A 26976-nucleotide genomic window follows, 5' to 3' on the forward strand; every position below is an offset into this window, starting at 1 on the left:
CGACGAAACCAGTACAGAGTACGTCGATGTTCAGGAAAACCACGCTTGCGCTGCTCGCCGGCGCGTCTTCTCTTATTGCCGTTCCCCATCACGCCATGGCGATCGACGCGGCAGCGCCCGCCGGGCCCGCCGTCATCTATGCCAATCAGGGCGCTCCGCAGCCGCCGATGCGCACCGCCTATGTGCAGCCGCAGCGCTCCAACATGGGCGGCGGCTTCATCGAATTCCTGTTCGGCGATGCGCCGTCGTCGCAGGGGTATTCGCCGCAGCCGATGTATCAGCAGCAGCCCGGCTATTACGGCAACCGTCAGCTGCCGCCGATGGATCCGCAGCAGCAGATGCTCCGGCAGCAGGAGGAGGCCGCGGGCGATCCGGCGCAGCGTCCGTTCGATCCGAGATACGAAAAGCAGCTGGTCGACTATTCCGGCAAGGAAGGCGCCGGCACCATCGTCGTCGATACGCCGAACAAGTTTCTCTATCTGGTGCAGGGCGACGGCCGCGCGCTGCGCTACGGCATCGGCGTCGGCCGGCCCGGCTTCACCTGGGCCGGCGTGAAGACGATCTCGGCGAAGAAGGAGTGGCCGGCCTGGACGCCGCCGCCGGAAATGCTGGCGCGCCGTCCCGACCTGCCGCGGCACATGGAAGGCGGCCCGGAAAATCCGCTCGGCGCCCGCGCGATGTATCTGGGCTCTTCGCTCTACCGCATCCACGGATCCAACGAGCCCTGGACGATCGGCACCAACGTCTCGTCCGGCTGCATCCGGATGCGCAACGAGGACGTCATCGACCTCTACGGCCGCGTCAATGTCGGGGCCAAGGTCGTCGTGATGTGAGATGCCTGTCTTTGTAGCCCGGATGGAGCGAAGCGAAATCCGGGACGGTCTTCACCGCGGATAGAGTTGCCCCGGATTGCGCTTCGCTTCATCCGGGCTACGAATTGATCAAACTAAAACGGCCGCTCGATGAGAGCGGCCGTTCGCGTTCGTGCGATACGCACACACTTACGCGTAGTTGCTGTCGTCGCCGTCGCCGCCACCATCGAAGCCGTCGTCATCATTGTCGAAGTCGTCGGCGTCTTGATCATCGTCACTGTCCCGGTCGGCCTGCGCCTGGTCGAACGCGCCGGCGCGCGAGCCGCTGTCGCGGTTGGAGCCGACATCGTTGATCCCGGCGTCACGGGCGAGGTCGCTCGACGACTGGTCACCGCCCCACGGGCGTGAACCGCCGCCGAGGCCGCCGGCATCGGCCATCGACTGGTGGCTGCCGCCACCCATCATGCCACGGATGCTGGAGAGCAACAGTCCGCCGCCGACCACGCCGGCCGCGGCCGCCGCTGCGGTGCCGAGGAACGAACCGCCGCCGCCACCGGGAGCGCCACCGCCGAACGCCGGCGGCTGCGGGCCGCCATAGCCCTGGCCGTAGGATTGCGCGGGCTGGCCGTAAGGCTGGCCATAGCCGCCGCCGGCCTGCTGCATCGCCTGGCCCGAGTTCCAGACCGGGCGGCCGCCCGGATCGCGGCCGCCCATGTCGGGCGCCCGCACCGGCGGCACCGAACCATGCTGCTGGCCCTGTCCGCCGAAGATCGCATCGCGCATCGAATCGAGGAAACCGCCGCCCTGCTGCTGGGCTCCCTGCTGCTGGCCGACCGCGGCCTCGAGTTCCTGGATCCGGTCATGGGCGCGCTTCAGCGCCTCGTCCTGAACCAGCGCGGTCTGCACCAGCGCGTAGACCGCATTCGGCGCGCCGCGCAGGCCCTGCACGATCGCGGACATGGCCTCGCCGTCGCGCGGGGCATTCTCCAGCTTGGCGAGCCGGTCGAAGAGATCGTCGATCAGTTGGCGTTCTTGCGGTGTCATGGCGTTCTCCATCGCGCCGATCGAATCGGTGCGTCCGGGATGTAGGACTGGGTTTGTGGCGCAAGGAGTGGGGGCCAGAATTAAATTTATGTATGCGACAATACGACCGGCGGTTTTTGGTGAACCTGAAGCGTTTTCGAGCGAAGCCAGCCCCGCACTTGATGCGGGGTGGGGACCGGTTCAGGCCAGTGTAACTTTATTCAGGGCCAGCAGCGCGGGGAAATCGTCGCCTGCCAGATAGGCATGCTCGGTCTCGCGCTGCGTCGTCAGCGGGTCGAGGCTCTTCAGCGTTTCATCGACAAAACCGGGATGGCACATCACGAGCCCGTCCTCCGGCATGCCCTCGAGGAAGCCCTGCATCAGCGCCGCGAAATCATTGCCGCGCGTAAAATCATAGGCGCCGGCGAAGGCCGGATTGAACCGCAGGCCCGCTCGCTGTGCCTTGATCCGGAATTGCGTGCTGAGCACGTTCAGCACCAGCGCCTTCGGCGCCGCCAGCTGGCGCGCCAGCGGGCCTTCGCGTCCGCACTGCCGCACCCAGGCATCGGGCGCGCGCTCCTTGACGGCGCGCAGGAAGCCGTCGCGCACCTGCGGGAACAGCTGCGCGTGCTGATGACCGTCGACGAAGTCGGGTGCGCGGCCGAACAGATCATGGAAGGCGTCGAGCTGCGCCAGCACCTCGGCATGGACCAGTTCGGCGTCGAGCCGATGCATCAGCCCGGCGCGCAGCAGCCGTGGGAAGGGCAGGAACATGTCGCCGTCGAGCGGGCGGAAATGCATCGTCAGCGGCCGGAACGGCGCGGTCAGCGTCACATGCAGCCCGATCGCACAGCGCGGGCTGTTCGCCACCGACGCCGTGAGCGCGGCAGCTGCCTCGCGGCCGATCGCCGGCGCCACCATCATCACCGACGTCGCGTTGAGGCGCCCGCGCTCGATCAGATCGCGGATCGCGCGATTGACGCCGTCGCTCAAGCCATAATCGTCAGCACACAGCCAGATCCGGCGCGGCGTATCGGTGTTCATTCCGCGGCGGTCCGCTCGGAGGCATTTTGCGCTGCGCCGCCGTCGGCGTGCTTCTCGGTGTGCTCGGCGACGAAGTAGATCGGCCGCGCCTTCAGCTCGGAGAGGATCTTGCCGATATATTCGCCGACGATGCCGATCATGATCAGCTGCACGCCGCCAATCGTCATCATGCCGATCATCAGCGACGGATAGCCGGGGACCTGCTTGCCGGTGGTCAACACTTCCCACAGGATCGAGAGGCCGAACAGGAACGCCGCGCCGGCGAGCAGCGCGCCGAGCAGGCTGGCAAAGCGCAGCGGCGCCACCGAGAACGAGGTCAGGCCCTCGATCGACAGGCCGATCAGCCGGCCGGCATTGAAGGTGGTGACGCCGTGCGCGCGCGGCGCCGGCTCGTAGTCGACGCGGATCTGCCGGAAGCCGATCCAGCTGGCGAGGCCCTTGAAGAAGCGGTTGCGCTCCGGCAATTGCCGGAGGGCCGCGGCCGCGCGCGGCGACAGCAGGCGGAAGTCACCGGCATCCTCCGGGATCTGCTGCCGGGCGCCCCAGTTGATCAGCGCGTAGAAGCCGCGCACGGCCAGCCGCCGTGCGGCCGATTCATTGTCGCGATGCGCCTTCGCCGTGTAGACCACGTCGTAGCCGTCATCGATCCAGTGTGCGACCAGTTGCTCCACGAGCGTCGGCGGATGCTGGCCGTCGCCGTCCATGAACAGCACCGCGCCGCGGCGGGCATGGTCGAGGCCGGCCATCAGCGCCGCCTCCTTGCCGAAATTGCGCGACAGCGACACCACCTGCAGGTCGAGCCCGTCAGCGGGCAGGCCGCGCGCGATCGTCAGCGTGTTGTCCGCGCTGCCGTCATCGACATAGATCACCTCGCAGGCGAGGCCGTAGCGGGCGCGCAGCGTCTTGGTGAGGTCGATCAGCCGCTCATGCAGCGCCGCAAGCCCGGCCGCCTCGTTGCAGACGGGCACGACGATCGACAGACCCTGCGCGGCGGCGGTCTTGGCGGTCGTGGTCAGGCTGGAAACGTCAGAGCCCAGCATCATCGGTCAGGTTCCAGAACTAGAGCGTCTTCGAGCGAAATGGCCTTCCGCCTCGCGCAAGGAAAACGCGTCAAAACGAGAGATCCCTCGAACACAATATGGTACCGCAGGGCAGCTGTCGCCAACATGAACGGCGTGGCCGCCTCATTGTCGCAGGAACGCCTCAAGCCGGGCGAACAGCGGGTTCTCGCGATCGAACACATAGTCCAGCGATACCACCGACACGGTTTCGGCGCCGTGCTCGCGCAGGAAGCTGCCGAGCGCGTAGAGCTTGCCCGGTGGGCAGTGCAGCGTAAGCATGCCCGACGAGGTCGGGCCGCCGAACGGGGCGACGACGCCGAAACGGTTATGCGCCTCCGACAGCAGCGCATCGTTGCAGCCGGCGAAGCGGGTGCGGACCTCGCGATACTTGCTGGCGCGGGCGCGCGCCGCGATGTGGTCGAGGATGACGCGCGCGGTCTCGCGGGCGCCGGTCGACCAGTCGGCATCCCGCGACGCAACGAGGTTGGCCTGGCTGCGCAGCATGACGCCGTCGTCGAGCACCTTGAGCCCGTTGGCGGTGAGCGTCGCCCCTGTCGTCGTGATGTCGACGATCAGTTCGGCGGTGCCGGCGGCAGGCGCGCCCTCGGTGGCGCCGGCGCTTTCGACGATGCGGTAGTCGCCGACGCCGTGCCTGGCGAAGAAGCCGCGCGTCAGATTGATGTATTTGGTGGCCACCCGCATGCGGTGATTGTGCTGCTCGCGGAAGCCGGAGGCGACGTCGTCGAGATCGGCCATGGTGCGGACGTCGATCCAGGCCTGCGGCACCGCGACCACGACATTGGCATAGCCGAAGCCGAGGCCTTCGATCATCAGCACGCGCTTGTCGGCATCGGGAATGCTCTCGCGCACCAGGTCCTCGCCGGTGACGCCGAGATGCACCGAGCCGCGAGCCAGATTGGCCGCGATCTCGCTCGCCGAGAGATAGGCGATCTCGACATTGTCGACGCCGGCGATGGTGCCGCGATAGTCGCGGGCGCCGCCGGCCTTCGACAAGGTCAGCCCGGCGCGGGCGAAGAAGCTTTCGGCGTTTTCCTGCAGCCGCCCCTTGGAGGGAACGGCGACGACGAAGGGCGTGCTCATTGGGCGCCTCCGAAGGAGGTGGCCTGGCCATGCCGGGTCATCGCCTCGATCCAGACCGAGAAGCCGACCGCGGGGATCGGGCTCGCCGAGCCGAGCTGCGTCATCAGCCCGTCATAGCGCCCGCCGGCGACCAGCGGCTCGGCGCCGTTGCCCTTGGCGTGCAGTTCGAACTCGAAGCCGGTGTAATAGTCGAGGCCGCGGCCGAACGCGGTGGAGAACCGGGCCTTTCGGATGTCGATGCCGCGCGCGGCCATGAAGCCGATCCGGCTCTCGAGCTGGTCGATCGCGGCGGCAAGATTGAGCTTGGCGTCGGAGGCAAGCGCGCGCAGTTGCGCGACCGCGTCGTCGGGATCGCCCGCGATCGCCAGGAAGCGCTTGATGGTCGCGACCGCGTCGCGCGGCAGCGCGCCGCCCTTCAGTGTCGATTGCTCGAGGAAACGGTCGGCGATCTCGGCGACCGTGCGGCCGCCGACATTGGTGGTGCCGGCGATCGACATCAGATCGGTGACCAGCGCCAGCGCCGCCTTGCGGTCGGAGCCGGCCAGCGCAGCGAGCACGCCCTCATATTCGTTGCGGCCCGGCGCGGTCTTGAGCGTCAGCTGCTCGATGTCGTCGGTCAGCGAGACCTTGCGGTTGAAGTCCTTGATCAGGCGGCGCCGCCACACCGGATAGAGGTCGAGCGCATCGATCAGCGCGTTGAACAGCGCGACGTCGCCGGTGCGGATCTCGACGTCCTTCAACCCGAACGCCGTGGTCGCCTCCAGCGCCAGCGCCAGCATCTCGGCGTCGGCCGCGGCGCGATCCTGCCGCCCGAACGATTCGATGCCGGCCTGCAGGAACTGGCTCGGCGCACCGCCGCGATAGCGGAACACCGGGCCGAGATAGCTGAAGCCGGCGGGCTGGCCGGCGCGGGCGGAGGCGAGGTAATCGCGCGCCACCGGGATCGTGAGGTCCGGGCGCAGGCAGAGCTCCTCGCCGCTCGGGTCCGTCGTCAGGTAAAGGCTCTTGCGGATGTCCTCGCCGGAGAGATCGAGGAAGGGCTCGGCCGGCTGCAGGATCGCGGGCTCGGACCTCTGATAGCCGGCCTGCGCGAACGAGGCCAGCAGCGCATCCGCCCAGACGGCGGATCCGGCGGCGGATCGTGGTGCGGCAGCTTCGGTCATCTCGACGTCCAATAGGTCCGGATTCGGTTCCGGTGGGGGTTCCAAGGGTGGTTCGGGGCAGCCCTTACCATGGCCGGATCGGGGTTTCGACAGCGATCGGCCAAGTGGCTTAATGATTGCGTGCGTTAACGATTTTACGACGGCTTGGCTAGGGGCAGATGTTCCCCACAACCGGGTGGCCGTAGCCCGGATGAAGCGCAGCGAAATCCGGGGCATCTCGCGCCGCCGAGAGGCTTTCCCGGATGGCGCTACGCTTCATCCGGGCTACGCAGAACGCCAATCCCCCAGTGCGGCTTGCACCAGTGCCAGCGCGGCGACGGCGGCGGTGTCGGCGCGCAGGATGCGCGGGCCGAGGGCGAGGCGGAGGATGGCGGGCTGGCGCAGCAGCAGCGCGCGCTCTTCCTCGGCGAAGCCGCCTTCCGGGCCGATCAGGACATCGATGCCGGCGTTCGCGGCCGTTGCCGCCTGCAGCGCCCGCACCGGGCTTTCGACCTCGGCGGCCTCGTCGCAGAACACCAGCAGCCGCGCCGGATCGCGCCCCGCCAGGAAACGTTCGAGGGGGAGGGGATCGGCGACCTCGGCGAGCGAGATGATGCCGCATTGCTCGGCCGCCTCGACCACATTGGCGCGCATCCGCTCGCCGTTGACCCGCGACACCTGGGTGAAGCGTGTCAGCACCGGCACCAGCCGCGCGGCGCCCATCTCGACGGCCTTCTGCACCATGTAGTCGAGCCGCGCATGCTTCAGCGGCGCGAACACATAGCTGACATCGGGCGGGCGGTCCTGCGCGCGGGTCTGCGCTGATACCGTCAGCATGTCGGCCCGCTTGCGGCCGGAAATCTCGGCGCGCCATTCGCCGTCACGCCCGTTGAACACCAGCACGCTGTCGCCGGCGTTAAGCCGCAGCACGTTGCCGAGATAGTTGCTCTGGTCGCGTGCGAGCGGAACGGTTGCGCCGGCGCCGAGCGGGGCATCGACAAACAGGCGGGGGCTGCGAAAATCGTGTTCAGGCATGTCCGAGGCGGCTTCATTGCGGTGTGGCAAGTTTACCAAACGATGCGACACCGTAGTCCCGCGGACTCGTCAGGAACTCGCCGGCCGGGTAGTAAGGAGGCGTCGATATATTGCTTCAGTCACCAAGTCATTTCTTTAGTCCAAAGGGGCCGCTTGCACGCAGCCCCTTTTGCTTTTCAGTCGCCCGTGCGCGGCATCGGGCCGTTAATCCAAACCGAGGCCTTGCCGAAAATCGCGTTCAGGCAAATTTGATGGTCCGGTTTTACCGCCGTTCGTAGCCTAAAGGCTTAGAATCGGGGAACAATTTAATGTGGCCGGTGTGGCCCTACGCCGCGCTGTCGCCCAAATCGACGGGTTGTTAAGGCCTCACAGGAATCGTAAAACGCCCCCAAAATTCGTTGCTTCGTTTTTGTTGCGCTGGGGTTGCCTGGACCTTTTGCCGGAGAAACACCCTCGATGATCCGCCGACTGATCGTGCTGACCGTTGCCGCGACCGCCCTGTCCGTGGGGCAAGCCGCCGCGCAGAGCGCCTTTCCGGCCCCGTTGCCTAATCAGGCCGGTAAGGCCGGCACCGCGTCCGACCCCGCGTTTCCGCCGGTCAATGGCATGCGTCCAAGCCAGGCCGGAACCGCCTCGGATTCCGCATTCCCGCCGGTCAACGGCGCGCCGGCGGCCAGGGTCGGTGCCACGCCGTCGGCATTTCCGAGCAGTGGCGCGGCCCCCATCGCCGGTGGCGGGCTGTCGTCGCCGCCCCCGCCGGGTGCGGGTGGTGGTGGTGCCGCCGACGCCTGCATGAAGAATTTCACGCCGCTGCGTGAGGATGCGGAGAAGCGCGGCAAGGCGATCAAGGCGGCGAGCGATCGCCACGCCAGCCCCCAGGAGGCTTGCAAGCTGATCGGCAATTACAGCCAGGCCGAGATCAAGATGATCAAATATGTCGACACCAACGCGCAGAAGTGCGGAATTCCGCCGCAGATCGCCGACCAGCTCAAGGCCGGACACAAGAATACCGAAGCGCTGCTGAAGAAGGTCTGCAATGTCGCGGAGCAGGCGGCGGCGCAGCCGCGTGGGCCTGCCGGGCCGACCTTGAGCGACGTGCTCGGCTCGTCCGCCTCGCTGCCGGAAGCGACGCCGACCAAGAAGGGCGGCAGCACCTTCGATACGCTGAACGGCAACGTCCTCACCCGTTGATGGATCACCCATGAGCGATGTCTCCACCCGCGTTGCCGATTCCACAGGCAACTGGGTGGATACCCATGCGCCGGTCTGGTCGCGGCCCTATCTGCGGCTTGCGCGCTACGACCGGCCGATCGGCTCCTGGCTGCTGTTGATGCCGTGCTGGTGGTCGGCGGCGCTTGCCGCCGGCGTCGCGCATGACGTGCGCTCGCTGCCGCTCGTGGTCCTGCTGTTCTTCATCGGCGCCTTCGTGATGCGCGGCGCCGGCTGCACCTGGAACGACATCACCGATCGCGATCTCGACGCCAAGGTCGAACGCACGCGGTCGCGGCCGATCCCGGCGGGGCAGGTCACGGTGACGCAGGCGGTGGTCTTCATGGTCCTGCAGGCGCTGATCGGGCTTCTCGTGCTGCTGCAGTTCAACCGCTTCGCTGTCATGACCGGCATCGCCTCGCTTCTGATCGTCGCGATCTACCCGTTCATGAAGCGGATCACCTGGTGGCCGCAGGTCGTGCTCGGCCTCGCCTTCTCCTACGGCGCGCTGATGGGATTTGCGGTGACGCTCGCGCGCATCGATCTGGCCGCGATTGCGCTCTACGCCGGATCGATCGCCTGGGTGATCGCCTACGACACCATCTACGCCCATCAGGACGCCGAGGATGATGCGCTGATCGGCGTCAAATCCACCGCGCGCCTGTTCGGTGCACGCACCCATCGTGCGCTGGTGATATTCTATGGTCTCGCCGTGCTCTTGATCGGCGTGGCGTTCGCGCTTGCGGGGGCGCGCTGGCCGGCCTGGATTGGGCTAGCGGCGTTCGCGCTGCATCTCGCCTGGCAGGTCCGGCGGCTCGACATCAGCGATGGCGCGCTCTGCCTGCGCATCTTCAAGTCCAACCGCGACGCCGGCTTCATCCTGTTCGCGAGCCTGGTCGTCGACGCGGTGCTGCAGGCAGCGTAGCCGCGCTCCCTCACGCGGATGTCTGACTCACCGGCCGAACCACACATTCGTGTCGTCCCTGCGAAAGCAGGGACCCATAACCACCAACATTCATTGTTGAGCGAGGCTGGAACGACAAGTCGCGTCTCCACAACGTCGGCTGCGGCGTATGGGTCCCTGCTTTCGCAGGGACGACAGCGGTTGTGAGGCGAGCTGTGTACGAAGAAACGATAAAACTAATTCCGCGCGATGATCTCGCGTTCGCCGCGATGCACGCTGGTGCCGTGGAGCCGGAAGCCCGCGCGGCGGCGGACCAGGAATTTCGGCCTCCGCGCGCGGATCGCGTTGCGGCGGCGACGGCGCGGGGAGGGCGTCCGCGGCGCCGGCTCGGTCAGTTGCGGAAGACGGAAGATGTCGCTCCACATCTGCCAGGCGGAGCTGATCTCTTCGGCATCCGAACTGGAGCCGAGCGGAATGCTGAGCGCGGGATCGCGGTGAACCAGCACCAGCATCTGCGCGTCGTCGATCCCGCGCACCGCGACGCCGAGAAAGTCGCTGACGCGAACATTGACCGCCATCCGCATGCCGAGAACGGCACGGCGCAGCACGACATGTTCGCGATGAAGCTCGACCTGCCGCATGCCGCCATCCGCGCGCGCGTCCTGCGCGTGGAAGCTGAGCGGAAGGGAAAGAGGGTCGAGCCGCAATGCGCAGCTCGACCCGGCGGAATTGATTCCGCTTGTTGGTGTTTGACGCCTCAAAGCTCTGTCTCCCCGCCGGGATTTTGTTCCCGGTCGTTGTGTGAGAGCCTAGCCGAGCGATGTCCGTTCCCCCTTAAAAAGCCTGGTTAATCCCTCCTCACCTCGTGCCATGATTGACAAGAGGTTGGCCCGCATGATTGACGAAGCCTTGTCCCGATCACTCAAATCTTTGTTGCCTGCCGGTGCAAAGTGCTTGAAATCCCTGTGAAACCGACACATCTGGTGGATCTGTCGACCTCGTTCCCGGCCCCCCTCAATCCGCAGGAATTCGTTCGTGAACTCTTCACCATCTGCATCGCGACACGGCGATACCTCCGATCTGTTTGACCAATCGGGCCTGAGCGACCTCGCGCAGCGCCTGGTCGATGCCGCAAAGCGCGCGGGCGCCGATGCGGCCGATGCCATCGCGGTGCGCGGCGTCTCGCAGGGCGTCGAGGTGCGCGACGGCCGCGTCGAGGAAACCGAGCGCTCCGAAGGCGATGACGTCGGCCTGCGGGTGTTCGTCGGCCAACGCCAGGCGGTGGTGTCGACCAATGACGTCAGCGGCGACGGGGTCGCCAAGCTTGCCGAGCGTGCGGTCGCGATGGCGCGCGTGGCGCCGGACGACAAATATGTCGGTCTCGCCGATCCGGCGCTCCACGCCCGCGATTTCCCCGATCTCGATCTGCTCGATCGCAAGGTTCCGAGCACGGCCGAACTGGAGCAGCGCGCGATCGAGGCGGAGGCTGCGGCGCTCGCGGTCAAGGGTGTCACCAAGTCCGGCGGCGCGTCGGCCTCGACCGGGATCGGCGGCATGGTGCTGGTGACGTCGACCGGCTTCCACGGTTCTTATCTGCGCTCCAGCCACGGCATCTCGACGACGGCGATTTCCGGTGAGGGCACCGGCATGGAGCGCGACTACGATTTCACCAGCGCGCCGCATGCCTCCGATCTCGATTCACCTGCCACCGTCGGCCGCAAGGCCGGCGAGCGCGCGGTGGCGCGGGGCAATCCGCGCAAAGTCGAGACCTGCAAGGTGCCGGTGGTGTTCGATCCGCGGGTCGCCGGCTCGATCGTCGGCCATCTGGTCGGCGCCATCAACGGCGCCTCGATCGCGCGCAAGACCAGCTTCCTGAAGGACAAGCTCGGCGAGCAGCTGTTCTCCAGGGACATCCGCATCATCGACGATCCCTTGCGCGTGCGTGGCCTGCGCTCGCAGACCTTCGATGCCGAGGGCGTCAGGGTGAAGAAGACGGCGCTGATCGATGCGGGCGTGCTCACCACCTGGGTGCTGGATTCGGCGACCGCGCGCGAGCTCGGCCTGGTGACGACCGGGCATGCGCATCGCGGCGTGTCGTCCTCGCCGTCGCCCGGAACGTATAATCTGCATCTCGAGCCCGGTGCGGTGACGCCGAAGGAGCTGATCTCCGACATCAAGCAGGGCTTCTATGTCACCGACCTGATCGGCTCCGGCGTCAACGGCGTGACCGGCGATTACAGCCGCGGCGCGTCCGGCTTCTGGATCGAGAACGGCGAGATCACCTATCCGGTCAGCGAAGTGACCATCGCCGGCCATCTGCTGCCGATGTTCAAGTCGCTGGTCGCCGCCAACGATCTGGAATTCCGCTACGGCGTCAATTCGCCGACGCTGCGCACCGAGGGCCTGACGCTTGGCGGACGCTGATACGGACGACTGGACCAAGGCGCGCGATGCCGCCTTGCTGACCAGATCGGTGCGGGAAGCGGGCCGGCTCGCATCGTCGCTGTTCCGCACCGAATTGAAGAACTGGATCAAGGGCGCGTCCTCGCCGGTCTCCGATGCCGACATCGCGGTCAACGACCTGCTGGAGCAGCAGCTGCGTTCGGCAACGCCTGGCTACGGCTGGCTGTCGGAAGAGAGCGCCGACAACGACTCCCGCCTCGGCAGGCGCTTCACCTGGATCGTCGATCCGATCGACGGCACCCGCGCCTATCTCGCCGGCCGCGAGGATTGGTGCGTCAGTGTGGCGCTGGTTGAAAATGCAGCGCCGGTGCTCGCGGCGGTGTATGCGCCGGTCAGCGAGGAATTCTTCTTCGCCGCCCGCGGACAGGGCGCCACCCTGAACGACGGCGCGGTGCATGCAACCGCAGGCACCGATTTCAATTTTCCACGGATGGCGGGACCGAAGCCGCTGGTGCAGCGGCTCAGCCCGACGCCGGACGAGATCACGCTCTATCCGCGGATCGGATCGCTGGCGCTGCGGTTGTGCCGTGTAGCACAAGGTCGACTTGACGCGGCCTTTGCGGGCGGGCAAAGCCGCGACTGGGATCTTGCCGCCGCGAATTTGATCGTGCAGGAAGCGGGTGGTAAGATGACTGCGCTCTCGGGGGACGCGATTGAGTACAATCGCCGGGAGGTGACGCATGGGGTGCTGGTGGCAGCAGGACGCGAACGTCATGCACGCATTGTCGAGCATTTTCGCAGCCGTCCTTTGCCGTGAGGCCCCGCCGATCCGCGCCGCGTTTCCGATTGTGACGACCAGACCTGCTGCGACAGCCTTGTGACGACCAGACTTGTGACGACCAGACCTGTGACGACCACGACTTCATTTGTTTGCCGGGCATCTCGTTAGGAAAACCACCATCATGTCAGACAATGCCCAGCCCCAGCTGCTTCATCTCGTGATCGGCGGCGAGTTGACCGATCTCGAGCACAACACCTTCAAGAATCTGGACGAAGTCGAGATCGTCGGCGTCTACCCGAACTATGCGACCGCCTATGCAGCCTGGAAGGCGAAGGCGCAGCAGACCGTGGACAACGCCCAGATGCGCTATTTCGTCGTTCATCTCCACCGGTTGCTCGATCCTGAGCAGGACACAAAGCATTCCCATTGAAACGACTTTTTCGCGATCTGCTGCGCAGCGGCTTCGTGCAGCGCGCGCTGGGTGTGCTTGCGGCCGAGTATCTGCGGCTGGTGTGGTACACCAACCGCTTCAGCTACCAGCCGCATGACGTGTACGGGATCGTCGAGCCCCTGATGCCGGCGATCTTCGTGTTCTGGCACGGTCAGCACTTCATGACGCCGTTCATCAAGACCAAGGAGAGCTACCGCGCCAAGGTGCTGATCTCCCGCCACCGCGACGGCGAGTTCAACGCCCTCGCGGTGGAGCGGCTCGGCATCGGCACGATCAGAGGTTCCGGCGATCATTCCGGCGCGTTCCATCGCAAGGGCGGCGTCGGCGCCTTCCTGGAGATGGTTCGGGCGCTGGAAGACGGCTGCAACATGGCCACCACCGCCGACGTGCCGAAGCGGGCGCGGGTGGCGGGCCTCGGGGCCATCATGCTGGCGCGGGAGAGCGGCCGGCCGATCATCCCCTTTGCGATGGTCACCAGCCGATTCATCCGGTTGAAAAACTGGGATTCGACCACCATCAATTTGCCATTCGGGCGCGGCGCAGTGGTAGGTATTGAGCCGGTCTATGTGCCGCCCGACGCCGACGCCGCGACGATGGAAAAGCTTCGGCAGCACGTGGAGGAACTTCTCAACGAAGCGACCCGACGTGCCTATGCAGCGGTCGGGCGGCCGGAGGCAGCGCTTGGCTAGCTCGCTACCGATGACGTTGCGTGTGTACCGCAAGCTGTCGTCCGCGATGGTGCCGCTCGCGCCTGCCCTGATCAAGCGGCGGCTCAAGCTCGGCAAGGAAGATCCCGAACGCGTCGGCGAGCGGCGCGGCGTGAGCGCCGATACCAGGCCGCAGGGCCCGCTGGTGTGGATTCACGGCGCCAGCGTCGGCGAGGTGCTGGCGGCGGCCGGGCTGATCGAGCGGCTGCGCGCGCTCAATCTGCGCATCCTGCTCACCTCGGGCACGGTGACCTCGGCTGCGATCGTCGCCAAGCGCTTCCCGCCCGACGTCATCCATCAATACGTGCCGTACGACTCGCCGCGTTATGTGACGCGCTTCCTCGATCACTGGCATCCGTCGCTGGCGCTGTTCATCGAATCCGATTTGTGGCCGAACCTGATCCTGTCGAGCGCCGCGCGGCGGCTGCCGATGGTGCTGATCAACGGGCGGATGTCGCAGCGCTCGTTCCCGCGCTGGCGCCGGGTCTCCAACACCATCGGCGCGCTGCTCGGACGGTTCGACATCTGCCTCGCGCAGTCGAACACCGACGCCGAACGTTTCGCCGCGCTCGGCAGCCACAACGTCGTCGTCACCGGCAACCTCAAGCTCGACGTCGCGGCGCCGCCGGCCGATCCGGCCAAGCTGGAGCGGCTGATGTCGGTGACCCGCGGCCGCGCCATCGTGGTCGCCGCGTCGACCCATCCCGGCGAGGAAGAGATCCTGATCGAGGCGCACAAGTCGCTCGCGGGATTCTTCCCCGGCCTGCTGACAGTGATCGTGCCGCGGCATGCCGCGCGCGGCGAGGCGGTGGCGCGGCTGGTGACGGAGGCGGGCCTCCGCCCCGGCCTGCGCTCGCATGAGGATCTGCCGGTCGCGACGACGGATATCTATGTCGCCGATACGATGGGCGAGCTCGGCCTGTTCTATCGCCTCGCGCCGATCGTGTTCATGGGCGGCTCGCTGGTCGCGCATGGTGGCCAGAATCCGATCGAGGCGATCAAGCTTGGCGCGGCGATCGTGCACGGCCCGCACGTGTTCAACTTCACCGATGTCTATGAGGCGCTCGATCGCGCCGGCGGCGCGCGGCGCGCCGATGATCGGGAAGCGCTGGTCAAGCAGCTCGGCCAGTTCCTTGCTGATTCCGCGGCACGCGACACTTCGCTGGCGGCCTCCGAGCGCGTCGTCGAACAGCTCGGTGGCGCGCTGGAGCGCACGGTGACCGCTCTCGAGCCCTATCTGTTGCAGTTGCGGCTCGAGATGGGAGCCGCCAATGCGTGAGCCGGCCTTCTGGCACCGGCCGTCGTCTTGGACATCGCAACTGCTCCAACCGCTTGCCGCGCTTTACGGCGCGGTCGCCGCGCGGCGGATGCGGCAATCCGGCGTCGACGCCGGCATTCCCGTGATCTGCGTCGGCAATTACCATGTCGGCGGCGCCGGCAAGACGCCGACGGTGCTGGCGCTGGCGAAATTGCTGCGCGAAATTGACGAGCGGCCGGTGGTGCTCAGCCGCGGCTATGGCGGCAGGCTCGGCGGCCCGGTCAAGGTCGATCGCGACGGCCACACGGCAGCCGATGTCGGCGACGAGCCGCTAATGATGGCGGCGAGCTTGCCGGTCGTGGTGTCGCGCGACCGCGCCGCGGGCCTGGCGCTGGCGCGCGCGCAGGATGCCAGCGTGATCCTGATGGATGACGGCTTCCAGAATCCGAGCGTGCTCAAGGACACCTGCCTGATCGCGATCGACGGCACGCGCGGCGTCGGCAATGGCCGCGTGATTCCTGCGGGACCGTTGCGCGCGCCGCTGTCGCCGCAGCTGGAACGGACCGACGCGCTGATCGTGGTCGGCGAGGGGAGCGCGGCGCAAAGGATTGCGGCCGATCTCGCGTCCCGCGGCAAGCCGGTGCTGTCGGCGCATCTGAAGCCGGACCAGGCTTCGCTGGCGGCGCTGAGCGGAACACGTGCGCTCGCCTTTGCCGGCATCGGCGATCCCGCGCGCTTCTTCAACACGTTGCGCTCAAGCGGTGTCGACGTCGTGCGCAGCAAGGCTTTCGCCGATCATCATGCCTTCACGAAGGAGGAGATCGATCAGCTCGTTGCCGACGCGCGTCGCGACGCGCTGACGCTGGTGACGACGGAAAAGGATCTCGCGCGGTTACGTGGTCCGGACGGCATGCCGGCCTGGGCACAGGCGATCGTGCCGTTCGCGGTGACGCTGCAATTCGATGATGGCGACGCGCTGCGGCGCCTGGTGGCCGATCAGCTGTTCAGGGCGCGGGACAGGAGCTTGCGCAAATGAACCCGGCGTCGAGCCTAGGCTTGCGGCTTGAGGACGCCGGGATGATGGCGCTGCAGCACGGCGGTCGGGGTGGCGTAGGCTTCCTGCAGATCGACGCTCCAGTACTTCAGCTCGTCGAGCGGAATCCGGACGTCGGTGATGGCACAACGCACAAAGGTGCCGGGCGAGATCACGCGGAAATCGCCGTCGAGATATTGCACCTGCGCTTCGCCATGGCCCGAGGGACCGAACTTGTTCAGCACGATTGAGCTCTCCGCCTTGCCTCCAACGAGGCCACCTATGTCGATGAAACCGTCTATCACAGATAGGGTGTCATGTCCGCCCGTTAAACCACCGACTTGTGATGATTTGGCGGCGGAGGCGCATGGTAGCGTTGCGCCTGTGGTCCGCTGTGTTTGCAGCGCCATAACGAGCCGACCGGATCGGATGCGCCTCAAGCCAGTTTTCATGCTCCTCGCCATGCTTGCCGTGCCGGCCGCGGCCGCGGCGCCACTCCCGGCCCCGCATCAGGTCGAGATCCCCGAAGGCAACGTCACGCTGCACGCGCAGCTCTACCGGCCCGATGGCGATGGCCCGTTCCCGACCGTGATCGCGTTGCATGGCTGCGGCGGTCTCGCCGGCCGTTCCGAGCCGGTCCTGCCGCGCTATCGCGACTGGGCCGAGGAATTGCTGACGACCGGCCATGCGGTGCTGCTGCCGGACAGCTACGGCTCGCGCGAGCTCGGTCCGCAGTGCCGCATCAGGGAGCATCAGGTGCAGACCCGCCGCGCGCGGGTCGCCGACATCAACGCGGCGCGGCAGTGGCTGGTGCAGCAGAAATGGGTGGCGAAGCGCCGCATCAGCCTGATCGGCTGGGGCAACGGCGCCGCCGCTTTGCTGTGGGCGGTGCGGCCGCAGATGTGGTCGCGCAACGTCGAGCCGGATTTTCGCTCGGCGGTCGCGTTCTATCCGGATTGCCGCGCTTCGTTCGGCCTCGGCTGGAGCGCGCGGGTGCCGACGCTGGTCCTGATCGGCGCGCGCGACGACGTGACATCGTCATCGGCCTGCCACCAGATGGTCGACGGCGCCCGCGGCCGCAGCGCGCTGGCGCGGATCGTGGTCTATCCCGAGGCCTATCACGGCTTCGACCGGCCCAACCTGCCGCTGCACGCGGTCGCGGCCTCCGATGCCGAGATCGCCGAGCGCGGTCACATCGGCACCGATACCGGCGCGCGCAAGGATGCGCAAAAGCAAGTCGCCGAGTGGCTGTCGCGCTAAGACAGTTGTTGCCGAGCTAGAACAAGCTGCCCTGGTCCACCGGCTTGGTGACGCGCTTCGGCGCCGCCGGTTTCGCCTCACGCGGCTGAGGCTTCGGCTGGCTCTCAGGCGCCACCGTTGCCGGAGGCTGATTGGCGTCAGCGGTGGCGGCAACGCGGCCATCGGCGAACTCGATCGAAAGGCCGTCGTTCGGTCCGACCGCCGCGGCGGAGTGCAGGGCGTGACCGTGCTCGTCGCGCACCAGCGCAAAGCCGCGCGCCAGCACGCCGCGATAGGACAGCGCCGATAGCAGCTGGCCGCTATGGGCGACGCGTGCCTCGAGCCGCTGCATCGTCGTCACCAATGCGCGCCGGGCGCGCTCGCCGAGCCGGTGGGTGCGCTCGAGGTCGCGGGCGATGGCGTTGCGCTGGGCCTTGGCATTGGCGAGCTTCGAGGCCTTGAGCCGGATTTCGAGACCGCTGAAGCGCTCGCGCCTGCGATGCAGCAGCGCGCGCGCCGACAGCGTGATGCGCTCGCCGGATGCGGTGAGCCGCTGCCGCGCATGCGCGATCTGGCCGCGCAGCACGCCGATGGTGAGGCGCGAACTGCTGGCGGCAAAGCGGCGGAAATGCGCGTGCGTATTGGCCTTCAGTCCGCGCGGCAGCCCTGCTGCGAGATGATCGAGCCGTTGCCGCGGGATCGCCAGCAGCTCGTGCGCCGCCGGCAGCGCCCGCGCCGCGGCGCGCAGCTCGTTGCGGCGGGCCTCCTGGGCGCGCTGCCAGCACACCATGGTGCGGCGGGCGAGCGCGGCAACCTCGACGAACAGCTCGCTGCGCACCGGGACCGCCATTTCGGCGGCCGCGGTCGGCGTCGGCGCGCGCTTGTCGGCGACGAAGTCGATCAGCGTGATGTCGGTCTCGTGGCCGACCGCCGAGATCAGCGGGATGTGGCTCTCGGCCGCGGCGCGGACCACGATCTCCTCGTTGAACGACCAGAGGTCCTCCAGCGAGCCGCCGCCGCGCGCGACGATCAAGAGATCAGGCCGTGGAATCCGGCCGTCCTCCGGCAGCGCGTTGAAGCCGCGGATCGCGGCCGCCACCTGTTCGGCCGAGCCGTCGCCCTGCACCTTGACCGGCCAGACCAGCACGCGGCGGGGAAAGCGGTCCTCCAGCCGGTGCAGGATGTCGCGGATCACGGCGCCGGTCGGCGAGGTGACGACGCCGATCACCTCGGGCAGCCAGGGCAAAAGCTGCTTGCGGGCCTCGTCGAACAGGCCCTCGGCGGCGAGCTTCTTCTTGCGCTCCTCCATCAGCGCCATCAGCGCGCCGACGCCGGCCGGCTCCAGCGAATCGATGACGATCTGGTACTTCGAGGAGTTCGGATAGGTGGTCAGCTTGCCGGTGGCGATGACCTCGAGGCCCTCCTGCGGCTTGAAGCGCATGCGGGCGTGGGCGAACTTCCAGATCACCGCCTCGATCTTGGCGCTCTCGTCCTTCAGGGCGAAATAACAGTGGCCGGAGGAATGCGGGCCGCGAAAGCCCGAAATCTCGCCGCGGACACGGACATGGCCGAAGCGGTCCTCCACCGTCCGCTTCAGGGCGGAGGAGAGTTCCGAGACAGTGAATTCAGGCGCGTTGACGAGATTCGGAGCAGCGGTCATCTGATCCATAGAATCGGGGTTTTCGACCCCGTGTGCAAGGTCCGGACGCCGCGTTTCAGGCGTCGAATCACATATCCACATCTGATCGAACCGCGTGTTGCTGCGGTTCGGGAGCGTGCTAAACCGGACGAAATGGCGTTACAACCCCTCTGATCGGCGACACAGATGAACATCCTCCTGCTCGGTTCCGGTGGCCGCGAACATGCGCTGGCGTGGAAGATCGCCGCGTCTCCGCTGGTGACGAAACTCTGGTGCGCGCCGGGCAATGCCGGGATCGCGCGCGAGGCCGAATGCGTCGCGCTCGACGTCGCCGACCACGCCGCGGTGATCGAATTCTGCCGGCGCAATGCGGTCGATCTGGTGGTGGTCGGTCCGGAGACGCCGCTCGCCGCCGGGATCGTCGACGACCTCGCCGCGGTCGATATCAAGGCGTTCGGGCCCGCCAAACAGGCCGCCCAGCTCGAGGGCTCCAAGGGTTTCACCAAGGACCTCTGCAGCGAGTTCGACATTCCGACCGGTGCCTATCGCCGCTTCGACAATGCGAAGGACGCGGTGGCCTATGTCCGCGCCCAGGGCGCGCCGATCGTGGTCAAGGCCGATGGGCTTGCGGCCGGCAAGGGCGTCGTGGTGGCACAGACGCTGTCCGAGGCCGAGGCCGCGATCGCGATGATGTTCGAGGGCGCGTTCGGCTCGGCCGGCGCCGAGGTGGTGATCGAGGAATTTTTGTCGGGCCGCGAGATCAGCTTCTTCGCGCTGTGCGACGGCGAGACCGCGATCCCGCTGGCCTCGGCGCAGGACCACAAGCGGGTGTTCGATCACGACAAGGGGCCGAACACCGGCGGTATGGGCGCCTATTCGCCGACGCCGTTCGTGACGCCTGAGGTGCACGACCAGATCATGGCGCGGATCATCCTGCCGACGGTTGCCGGGATGAAGAGCCGCGGCGCGCCGTTCAAGGGCGTGCTCTATGCCGGCGTGATGCTGACCGCGCAGGGCCCAAAACTGTTCGAATACAATGTCCGCTTCGGCGATCCCGAGTGCCAGGTGCTGATGCTGCGGATGATGTCGGACATCGTGCCGGCGCTGCTCGCCTCCATCGACGGGCAGTTGAAGAACTTCGACCTGCGCTGGTATCCGGACCCGGCGCTGACGGTGGTGATGGCGGCCAAGGGCTATCCCGGCGATTACATCAAGGGCACGCGGATCGACGGTCTCGACGACGCCGCCAAGGTCGAGGGCGTCGAGATCTTCCACGCCGGCACGGTGGCGAAGGATGGCGCAATCATCGCCAATGGCGGGCGGGTGCTGAACGTCTGCGCGATGGGCAAGACGGTGACCGAGGCGCGCGACCGCGCCTACCAGTCCGTCGATCGGATCAAATGGCCGGACGGATTCTGCCGCCGCGACATCGCCTGGCAGGCGGTGGAGGCGGAGAAGGGTTGATCGATCCGGCCTCAGCGGCGACAATGGCGCGCCCGGGGGCCTTCGAATGACCGATTTCAGACTGCCCGAGACGCACTACGCGCAAAGCGCCGACGCGAGCATCGCCTATCAGGTGATAGGCGATGGTCCTGTCGACATCATCCTTGTCCCCGGCTTGTTCTCGCACATCGAGTTCATGCACGAGATGCCCGGCTACACCGCCGTGCTGCGCCGCCTGTCGCGCTTCGCCCGGGTCGTGACCTTCGACAAACGCGGACAGGGATTGTCGGATCGGATGACCGGCGCGCCCTCCCTCGAGCAGCGCATGGACGACGTCCGGGCCATCATGGATGCCATCGGCTCCACGAAGGCGGTGTTGTTCGGCTTCTCCGAGGGCTGTCCGATGAGTGTGCTGTTTGCAGCGACCTATCCGGACCGCGTTTCGCATCTCGTTCTGCTCGGCAGTTTTGCCCGCTCGAAGGATCGCCTGGCGGACGACGTGTGGCAGCTGCGCTGCAACGAGATCGTGCAGAACTGGGGTTCCGGCGACACGGTCAAGACTGTCGCGCCGAGCCAGGCAACGAATGCAGAAGTGATCGCGCAGATCGCGAAATTCGAGCGGCTGTCGAGCAGTCCGGGAGCGTTGCGGACGCTGCTGGTTCTCAATCGCGCGATCGACGTCACGACGATCCTGCCGATGCTCCAGACTCCGACGCTTGTCCTGCATCGGACCGGCGATGCCCGCGTTCCCGTGGCGCTCGGCCGTGCCGTCGCGCGCTCGATCCCCGGCGCGAAATACGTGGAATATCCGGGCTGCGATCACTACTATTGGGTCGGCGAGACCGAGGCGATGCTCGGCGATATCGAGGAATTCGTCACCGGCCATCGCGATGGTGGTGATGCCGAGCTCGACCGTGTGCTTGCGACCGTGCTGTTCACCGATATCGTCGATTCCACTCGCAGTGCCGCGGTGATGGGAGATCATCGTTGGCGACGTCTGCTCGACGATCACGATCAACTCGCGCAGCAGATGGTCGGTCGCCATCGCGGCCATCTGGTGAAGAGCACTGGCGACGGCATTCTGGCGACCTTCGACGGTCCCGGCCGCGCCGTACGCTGTGCGCTGGCGTTCGGCTCGGCCGCGCGGCAGATCGGCCTGCCGGTGCGAGCAGGCCTGCACACCGGCGAGATCGAGGTGAGGGGAGCGGATATCGGCGGCATAGCGGTACACGCCGCGGCGCGCGTGATGTCGCAGTGCGGCTCGAACGAGGTGCTGGTGTCGCGCGTGGTGACCGATCTGGTCGCGGGCGCCGGGTTGAAATTCGCCGAGCGCGGCGCGTTCGAGCTGAAGGGACTGCCCGGGACATGGGAGCTGTTTGCGGCGAGCGGTTAGGCCCCGCCCCACGCCGTCATTCCGGACGACGCGCATCGCGCGCCGATCCGGAATCTCGATGTTGTGGGCACCTTCTCACCTTATCTCGAGATTCCGGGTTCGGCGCGTTGCGCCGCCCCGGAATGACGAAGTGGTCAGAGCAAATCCCCACCCGCCGCTGACGCCGTGGTGCCGTGCTCGCGGAACGCCTTGATGACGTTCTTGCCGATCTTCCACTTGTGCACCTCGTCGGGCCCGTCGACCAGCCGTTGCGAGCGCACCTGGGTGTACCACTTCGCCAGCGGCGTATCCTGGCTGAAGCCGAGCGCGCCGTGCAGCTGGATCGCGGTGTCGATCACCTTGTGCACCATGTGGGCGTGGAAGATCTTGGCGATCGAGTTCTCCTGCCGGATGTCGAGGCCCTTCTCGGCCTTGTAGGCGATGTGCAGCAGCATCAGCCGGCCGATATAGAGCTCGCTCGCGCAGTCGGCGAGCATGAACTGCACCGCCTGGCGGTCGGCCAGCAACTGGCCAAAGGTCGAGCGCTTGGTGACATGGGCGGCCGCCATGTCGAGCGCGCGCTGCGCCTTGGCGACGTTGTGCATGCCGTGGCGCAGCCGGCCGTAGGCGAGGCGGTGCTGGCCCATGTTGAAGCCGTTGCCTTCGCCGCCGAGCAGGTTGTCGGCCGGCACCTTCAGATCCTTGATCTCGATCTCGGAGTGGCCGCCATGGATCACGTCGTCATGCGGACCCTCGATCGCCATGTTGGCGACGTTGCGCTTGATGCGGTAACCGGGGTTGGGCAGCTCGACGATGAAGGTCGAGTACTGCTTGTGGCGCGGCGCGTTCGGATCGGTCTTCGCCATGACCAGCGCGAGGTCGGCGACGCTTGCCGACGAGGAAAACCATTTCTCGCCGTTGAGGATGTAGTTCTCGTTGCCGTCCTTCACCGCCGTGGTCTGCATGCCGGTGGCATCGGCGCCGGCGGCCTTTTCCGTCATCGAGAAGCAGATGCGCTTCTCGCCGTTCAGCAGGGGCTTGAGGAATTTTTCCTTCTGGTACTCGGTGCCATGCGCCAGGATCGTCATCATCGAGGCGTCGTCCGGTCCCTGCGTGTTCATCGAGAGCGCGCCGAGCATGCTCTCGCCGAGCTCCATCTGCACCAGCGCGTTGGCGAGCGGGCCGAGCCCCATACCGCCGTACTCCTTGGGCACGAAGGGGCACCACAGACCCTGCGCGCGGGCCTTCTTCCGCAGCGGTCCCAGCACCTCGGCGAGCGGCTTGGTGTCGAGTTCCTTTTCCGCCGGAATGCACTCGTCGTGCACGAATTTGCGAACCTTCTCGCGGATCGCCTTGGCTTCGGCCGGGATTTCGAAGTCGATCGACATGGCACTTCCTCGTTTCATGTTGTTGTTGGCGGGACTTGAGGATGGCATAAACCTCGCCAAAGCCAGCGGCAACGCCGAACAAAGTTTGAAGCAGCGCCCGCGACAGGGAAGGAGCTACCGATGCCTGATCTCGCTGATCTTTTTCCCGGCTATGAATCAAAATGGATCAACACCTCGCAGGGCCGCATCTTCGCCCGCGTCGGCGGCAAGGGCCCGCCATTGCTGCTGCTGCACGGCTTCTCGTCGACGCATGTGATGTGGCACACGGTTGCGCCGAAACTCGACGACAGCTTCACGCTGATCATCGCCGACCTGCCGGGCTACGGCTGGTCCGATATGCCGGACAGCGACAAGGACCATACGCCCTACACCAAGCGGGCCTGGGCCAAGACCATGATCGAGGTGATGGAGCAACTCGGGCACGTGCATTTCGCGCTCGCCGGCCACGACCGCGGCGGCCGGGTGTCGTACCGGCTCGCGCTCGATCATCCCGGCCGGCTGTCGAAGCTTGCGGTGCTCGATATCGCGCCGACCTATGACTACTGGCAGAAGCTCAATCGCCTGTCGGCGCTGAAAATCTATCACTGGGCGTTCCTGGCGCAGCCCTATCCGCTGCCGGAGACGCTGATCTCCAACAATGGCGAATTCTTCCTCAGGGAGAAGATGGCGAGCCAGACCAAAAGCAAGACGCTGGAGGCGATCGATCCGCGCGCGCTCGCGCACTACCTCGCGCCATTCCGCGATCCCGCGCGCATCCATGCGATGTGCGAGGACTATCGCGCCGGCGCCTATGCCGACTACGAGAGCGACAAGGCCGATGTCGACGCCGGCAAGAAGATCACGGTCCCGATGCTGGCGCTGTGGGGCGATGCCGGGGTTGCGAGCGCCGCAACGACACCGCTCGACACCTGGAAGACCTGGGCCACCAATGTCAGCGGCGCGCCGGTGGCGTCGGGACATTTCCTGCCCGAGGAGGCTCCGGACGCGACCGCGAAACTGCTGCGGGAGTTTTTCCTGGCGGGATGATGCAGTCTTTGCCCGTCATCCTGAGGCGCGAGCGGAGCGAGCCTCGAAGGATGAATCGGCCCGACTGGTGGCCGTCAATCCTTCGAGACGCTGCGCGCACCTCAGGATGACGGGATCAAGATCTTGCGTAGCCCGGATGGAGCGCAGCGAAATCCGGGAATCTCTCCGCGGAGATATCTCCCCGGATTGCGCGGAGCCTGTCATCGGGCGCGCGTTCGCGCGACCCGTTGGCTTCATCCGGGCTACAGGTCGTCCGCGCTACGGATTCGTCATCGTCGCTCCCTGAAGAACTCGCGCAGCAGGCGCGCGGACTCGGTCTCGCCGACCGCGCCATAGACCTCCGGCACGTGGTGGCAGGTCGGCTGCGCGAAGAACCGCACGCCTGATTCGACCGCGCCGCCCTTGGGGTCGGCGGCGCCGTAATAGAGCCGGCGGATGCGGGCAAAGGAGATTGCGCCTGCGCACATGGTGCAGGGCTCCAGCGTCACGTAGAGGTCGCAATCGACCAGCCGCTCGGTGCCGATGGCCTCGGCGGCCTGCCGGATCGCGAGGATTTCCGCATGGGCCGTCGGATCGCGGTCGGTCAGGGTGCGGTTGCCGGCGGTGGCGATCACCTCGTAGCCCCGCACGATCACGCATCCGATCGGAACCTCGCCCGCTTTTCCGGCATTTTCGGCGGTTTTTAGCGCCAGATCCATGAAAGAAGGGGCAGACATGCCTCGTATCATCGGAAGAAACCTGCTAGTAGCGTCGCCTTCAGCAGAAGTGGATGCCGGTTTTGCGCCAGTCGCGCCCAGATGGCGCGCGTATCGCCGGTTGCCCTGCGCCCCAATTGAACCTCCAGGCGAGAACATTCATGCCCCGCGACAGCGACAAAAACAACGATTCCCGCGGCCGGCGGGACCGGCCCGGCGGCGGCAAGGGGCGCTCCGGTGCCGCCCGTGGCCCGGACAAGAAGTTTGCCGGCAAGGGTGATGGCGAAAAGCGGCCCTACCGCGGCGATCGCGAGGACCGTCCGCCGCGCCGCGAGTTCGGCGACAAGCCGAGGTTCAACCGCGACGACCGCCCCCGCGGCGATCGGCCGTTCCGCGATCGGCCCGCGCGTGACGGCGATGGCGAGAGGCGCACGTTCAAGCCGCGCGAAGACCGCGGCGGCGAAAAGCGGCCCTACACGCCCCGTGGCGACCGCCCGAACTTCAATCGCGACGACCGCGCGCCGCGGCGCGATCGCGATGATGCCCGCCCGGCGGGGCGGTCTTCCGATCGGAAGTTCGGCGACCGCAAGCCTTACGCGGCGCGCGAGCGCGACGGCGAGAAGCGGCCGTATACGCCGCGTGGCGAGCGATCGTTCGGCGATCGTCCCTCGCGCGGCGGCGACCGGCCCGCGCGGAAATTCGGCGGCGACAGCAAGTTCAAGCGCGGGCCGGCCGATCGCGGTGATCGCGGCCCGCGCAAGGACTTCGGCGATCGGCCGCCGCGCGGCGAATCCAAGCCATGGCAGAAGCGCGAGGGCGGCTCCGATCGTCCGGAGCGGGGTTCGCGTCCGTTCCGCGACGGCCCGCGCAATTTCGACAAGCCGCGTTACGACAGGCCGCGCGATGATCGTGGCGGCGGCGAGCGGCCCAGATTCTCGCGCTCACGCGACGATCGCGAGCAGGGCGATCGCCATGAGCGGCCGAAGTTCAGCCGGCCGCGCTGGGAGCGGGACGAGGCTGGTGGCGACAACCGCCGCCGCGAGCGCCCCGAAGGCCGCACCGATTGGCAGGAACATCCGCGCAGCGAAGGCCGCTTCTCCGACCGGCCGCGCCGCGACAATGAGGACGACAGCAAGGTCTTTGCGAAGCGCCCGGCCTTCGGCGGCCGCGGCGCCTATCGCGAACGCTCCTACGACGATCGCCGCGAGCGTCCCGAGCCGAAGCCGAAGAAGACAGGCGAACGCATCGCCAAGGTATTGGCGCGCGCCGGTCTCGCCTCGCGCCGCGATGCCGAGGAGATCGTCACGCAAGGGCGCGTCACCGTCAACGGACGCGTGATCAACTCGCCGGCGCTCGATATCACCGAGAACGATGTGGTGGCGGTCGACGGCAAGCCGTTGCCGCCGCGCGAGCGGACGCGGCTGTTCATGTATCACAAGCCGCGCGGGCTGATGACGACGCATGCCGATCCCGAGGGGCGGCCGACCGTGTTCGACAATCTGCCAGAGGGCTTGCCGCGGTTGATCTCGATCGGCCGGCTCGATTTCAACACCGAGGGCCTGTTGCTGCTGACCAATGACGGCGGCCTGGCGCGGACACTGGAGCACCCCGACACCGGATGGCTGCGCCGCTATCGCGTGCGCGCGCATGGCGAGGTGACACAGGGCCAGCTCGACCAGCTCAAGGGTGGCGTCGAGGTCGACGGCGTCAAATACGGGCCGATCGACGCGACATTGGAACGCGACCAGAGCGCCAATGTGTGGGTGGTGTTCGCGATCCGCGAAGGCAAGAACCGCGAGGTGCGCAATGTGATGGCGCATCTCGGGCTCGAGGTGAACCGGCTGATCCGGATTTCCTACGGCCCGTTCCAGCTCGGCGAGCTCGAGGAGGGCAAGGTCGAGGAGGTCAAGACGCGGGTGCTGCGCGAGCAGCTCGGCGAGAAGATCGCCAAGATCGCGGGTGCCGACTTCACGCGGCCGGAGCAGCGTGACGCCGCCGACGGCGACGATACGCCTGTCAGGAAGCCGAAGCCGAGCAAGCGCGAAACGATCAATGACCGCAAGGGCCGCCGCGTGCTGGTGCAGCGCACCGGCAGCGAGGAAGCGCGTGCCCGTAACGAGGACGAGGCCAGCGGCTACGGCCCGCCACGCCGTCCCAAGCGCGGCTATCACGGCAAGCGCGATCTCACGCCGAAGGACGAGTAACGGTCA

At 66.9% G+C, this 26976-nt stretch carries 25 protein-coding genes; 14 read left to right on the forward strand and 11 right to left on the reverse strand.

All coding sequences use genetic code 11. The features are described from left to right. The first annotated feature begins 26 nt into the window (after positions 1–26). Positions 27–833 carry a L,D-transpeptidase gene (locus tag ACE10X_RS07810; RefSeq protein WP_038388045.1) on the forward strand — a complete coding sequence of 269 codons (807 nt, stop codon included), beginning with the start codon at positions 27–29 and terminating at the stop codon, positions 831–833. 168 nt (positions 834–1001) lie between these two features. On the opposite strand, the gene ACE10X_RS07815 is transcribed toward ACE10X_RS07810, so the two are convergent. From ACE10X_RS07815 to ACE10X_RS07840, 6 genes are all read right to left on the reverse strand, one after another. Further along, on the reverse strand, positions 1002–1856 hold the full coding sequence (locus tag ACE10X_RS07815; RefSeq protein ID WP_304557532.1) for a DUF2076 domain-containing protein: 855 nt from the start codon (positions 1854–1856) through the stop codon (positions 1002–1004). A gap of 180 nt (positions 1857–2036) precedes the next feature. Continuing rightward, positions 2037–2879, reverse strand: a complete 843-nt coding sequence (locus ACE10X_RS07820; protein ID WP_304557533.1) for a ChbG/HpnK family deacetylase — start codon at positions 2877–2879, stop codon at positions 2037–2039. Then, entirely contained in the window at positions 2876–3922 is a 1047-nt protein-coding gene (locus tag ACE10X_RS07825; protein ID WP_038388039.1) for a glycosyltransferase family 2 protein, read from the reverse strand. The genes ACE10X_RS07820 and ACE10X_RS07825 overlap by 4 nt, the downstream gene beginning before the upstream one ends. Positions 3923–4063: 141 nt before the next feature. Then, positions 4064–5041, reverse strand: a complete 978-nt coding sequence (gene hisG / locus ACE10X_RS07830) for an ATP phosphoribosyltransferase (RefSeq protein WP_016848035.1) — start codon at positions 5039–5041, stop codon at positions 4064–4066. Next, entirely contained in the window at positions 5038–6204 is a 1167-nt protein-coding gene (locus ACE10X_RS07835) for an ATP phosphoribosyltransferase regulatory subunit (protein ID WP_038388043.1), read from the reverse strand. Before ACE10X_RS07835 ends, hisG begins: the two co-directional genes overlap by 4 nt. Before the next feature lie 264 nt (positions 6205–6468). Beyond that, on the reverse strand, positions 6469–7218 hold the full coding sequence (locus ACE10X_RS07840; RefSeq protein WP_375764134.1) for a 16S rRNA (uracil(1498)-N(3))-methyltransferase: 750 nt from the start codon (positions 7216–7218) through the stop codon (positions 6469–6471). 456 nt (positions 7219–7674) lie between these two features. Between ACE10X_RS07840 and ACE10X_RS07845 the strand changes: the two genes are divergently transcribed. Both ACE10X_RS07845 and ubiA read left to right on the forward strand, forming a co-directional pair. Next, entirely contained in the window at positions 7675–8409 is a 735-nt protein-coding gene (locus ACE10X_RS07845) for a hypothetical protein (protein ID WP_038388037.1), read from the forward strand. A gap of 10 nt (positions 8410–8419) precedes the next feature. Then, a complete protein-coding gene (gene ubiA / locus ACE10X_RS07850) occupies positions 8420–9352 on the forward strand; it encodes a 4-hydroxybenzoate octaprenyltransferase (RefSeq protein WP_038388036.1) in 933 nt (310 codons plus the stop codon). A gap of 215 nt (positions 9353–9567) precedes the next feature. Here ubiA and ACE10X_RS07855 read toward each other — a convergent pair whose 3' ends face one another. Further along, on the reverse strand, positions 9568–10092 hold the full coding sequence (locus ACE10X_RS07855; RefSeq protein ID WP_038388035.1) for a DUF6101 family protein: 525 nt from the start codon (positions 10090–10092) through the stop codon (positions 9568–9570). Between the two features lie 274 nt (positions 10093–10366). On the opposite strand from ACE10X_RS07855, the gene ACE10X_RS07860 reads away from it, so the two are divergent. The 6 genes from ACE10X_RS07860 (at position 10367) to lpxK (ending at position 15967) form a co-directional block, all read left to right on the forward strand. Beyond that, positions 10367–11755, forward strand: a complete 1389-nt coding sequence (locus ACE10X_RS07860) for a TldD/PmbA family protein (RefSeq protein ID WP_038388034.1) — start codon at positions 10367–10369, stop codon at positions 11753–11755. After that, the gene (locus ACE10X_RS07865; protein WP_038388033.1) at positions 11742–12551 is read left to right on the forward strand and encodes a 3'(2'),5'-bisphosphate nucleotidase CysQ; all 810 of its coding nucleotides are present in this window, start codon (positions 11742–11744) and stop codon (positions 12549–12551) included. Before ACE10X_RS07860 ends, ACE10X_RS07865 begins: the two co-directional genes overlap by 14 nt. Before the next feature lie 145 nt (positions 12552–12696). After that, on the forward strand, positions 12697–12945 hold the full coding sequence (locus tag ACE10X_RS07870) for a DUF4170 domain-containing protein (protein ID WP_016848023.1): 249 nt from the start codon (positions 12697–12699) through the stop codon (positions 12943–12945). After that, on the forward strand, positions 12942–13655 hold the full coding sequence (locus ACE10X_RS07875; RefSeq protein WP_038388032.1) for a lysophospholipid acyltransferase family protein: 714 nt from the start codon (positions 12942–12944) through the stop codon (positions 13653–13655). The genes ACE10X_RS07870 and ACE10X_RS07875 overlap by 4 nt, the downstream gene beginning before the upstream one ends. Further along, positions 13618–14952, forward strand: a complete 1335-nt coding sequence (locus ACE10X_RS07880) for a 3-deoxy-D-manno-octulosonic acid transferase (RefSeq protein WP_050384218.1) — start codon at positions 13618–13620, stop codon at positions 14950–14952. Before ACE10X_RS07875 ends, ACE10X_RS07880 begins: the two co-directional genes overlap by 38 nt. Further along, complete coding sequence (lpxK, locus tag ACE10X_RS07885; protein WP_038388028.1) at positions 14945–15967, forward strand: tetraacyldisaccharide 4'-kinase; 1023 nt, start codon at positions 14945–14947, stop codon at positions 15965–15967. Before ACE10X_RS07880 ends, lpxK begins: the two co-directional genes overlap by 8 nt. Before the next feature lie 14 nt (positions 15968–15981). Here the strand turns inward: lpxK and ACE10X_RS07890 are convergent, their stop codons facing one another. Continuing rightward, positions 15982–16209 (reverse strand): DUF2093 domain-containing protein, encoded by a 228-nt coding sequence (locus ACE10X_RS07890; RefSeq protein WP_016848019.1) that lies wholly within the window; start codon positions 16207–16209, stop codon positions 15982–15984. A 184-nt stretch (positions 16210–16393) separates the two neighbouring features. Between ACE10X_RS07890 and ACE10X_RS07895 the strand changes: the two genes are divergently transcribed. Next, positions 16394–17224 carry a dienelactone hydrolase family protein gene (locus tag ACE10X_RS07895; RefSeq protein WP_038388027.1) on the forward strand — a complete coding sequence of 277 codons (831 nt, stop codon included), beginning with the start codon at positions 16394–16396 and terminating at the stop codon, positions 17222–17224. A 16-nt stretch (positions 17225–17240) separates the two neighbouring features. Here the strand turns inward: ACE10X_RS07895 and xseA are convergent, their stop codons facing one another. Beyond that, positions 17241–18863 carry an exodeoxyribonuclease VII large subunit gene (gene xseA / locus ACE10X_RS07900; protein WP_038388031.1) on the reverse strand — a complete coding sequence of 541 codons (1623 nt, stop codon included), beginning with the start codon at positions 18861–18863 and terminating at the stop codon, positions 17241–17243. A 165-nt stretch (positions 18864–19028) separates the two neighbouring features. Here xseA and purD point away from each other — a divergent pair, with 165 nt between their 5' ends. Together purD and ACE10X_RS07910 are read left to right on the forward strand one after the other, a co-directional pair. After that, on the forward strand, positions 19029–20306 hold the full coding sequence (purD, locus tag ACE10X_RS07905; protein ID WP_038388026.1) for a phosphoribosylamine--glycine ligase: 1278 nt from the start codon (positions 19029–19031) through the stop codon (positions 20304–20306). 46 nt (positions 20307–20352) lie between these two features. Then, positions 20353–21678 carry an adenylate/guanylate cyclase domain-containing protein gene (locus ACE10X_RS07910; RefSeq protein ID WP_038388025.1) on the forward strand — a complete coding sequence of 442 codons (1326 nt, stop codon included), beginning with the start codon at positions 20353–20355 and terminating at the stop codon, positions 21676–21678. A 134-nt stretch (positions 21679–21812) separates the two neighbouring features. Here the strand turns inward: ACE10X_RS07910 and ACE10X_RS07915 are convergent, their stop codons facing one another. Then, positions 21813–23045 (reverse strand): acyl-CoA dehydrogenase family protein, encoded by a 1233-nt coding sequence (locus ACE10X_RS07915; protein WP_038388024.1) that lies wholly within the window; start codon positions 23043–23045, stop codon positions 21813–21815. 120 nt (positions 23046–23165) lie between these two features. Between ACE10X_RS07915 and ACE10X_RS07920 the strand changes: the two genes are divergently transcribed. After that, positions 23166–24071 (forward strand): alpha/beta fold hydrolase, encoded by a 906-nt coding sequence (locus ACE10X_RS07920; protein ID WP_038388023.1) that lies wholly within the window; start codon positions 23166–23168, stop codon positions 24069–24071. A gap of 269 nt (positions 24072–24340) precedes the next feature. On the opposite strand, the gene ACE10X_RS07925 is transcribed toward ACE10X_RS07920, so the two are convergent. Continuing rightward, positions 24341–24787 (reverse strand): nucleoside deaminase, encoded by a 447-nt coding sequence (locus tag ACE10X_RS07925; protein WP_244978690.1) that lies wholly within the window; start codon positions 24785–24787, stop codon positions 24341–24343. A 140-nt stretch (positions 24788–24927) separates the two neighbouring features. Here ACE10X_RS07925 and ACE10X_RS07930 point away from each other — a divergent pair, with 140 nt between their 5' ends. Continuing rightward, a complete protein-coding gene (locus ACE10X_RS07930; protein ID WP_038388022.1) occupies positions 24928–26970 on the forward strand; it encodes a pseudouridine synthase in 2043 nt (680 codons plus the stop codon). Positions 26971–26976 lie beyond the last annotated feature (6 nt).

The sequence above is a fragment of the Bradyrhizobium sp. Pha-3 genome (genome assembly GCF_042258325.1).
Lineage (GTDB): Bacteria > Pseudomonadota > Alphaproteobacteria > Rhizobiales > Xanthobacteraceae > Bradyrhizobium > Bradyrhizobium elkanii.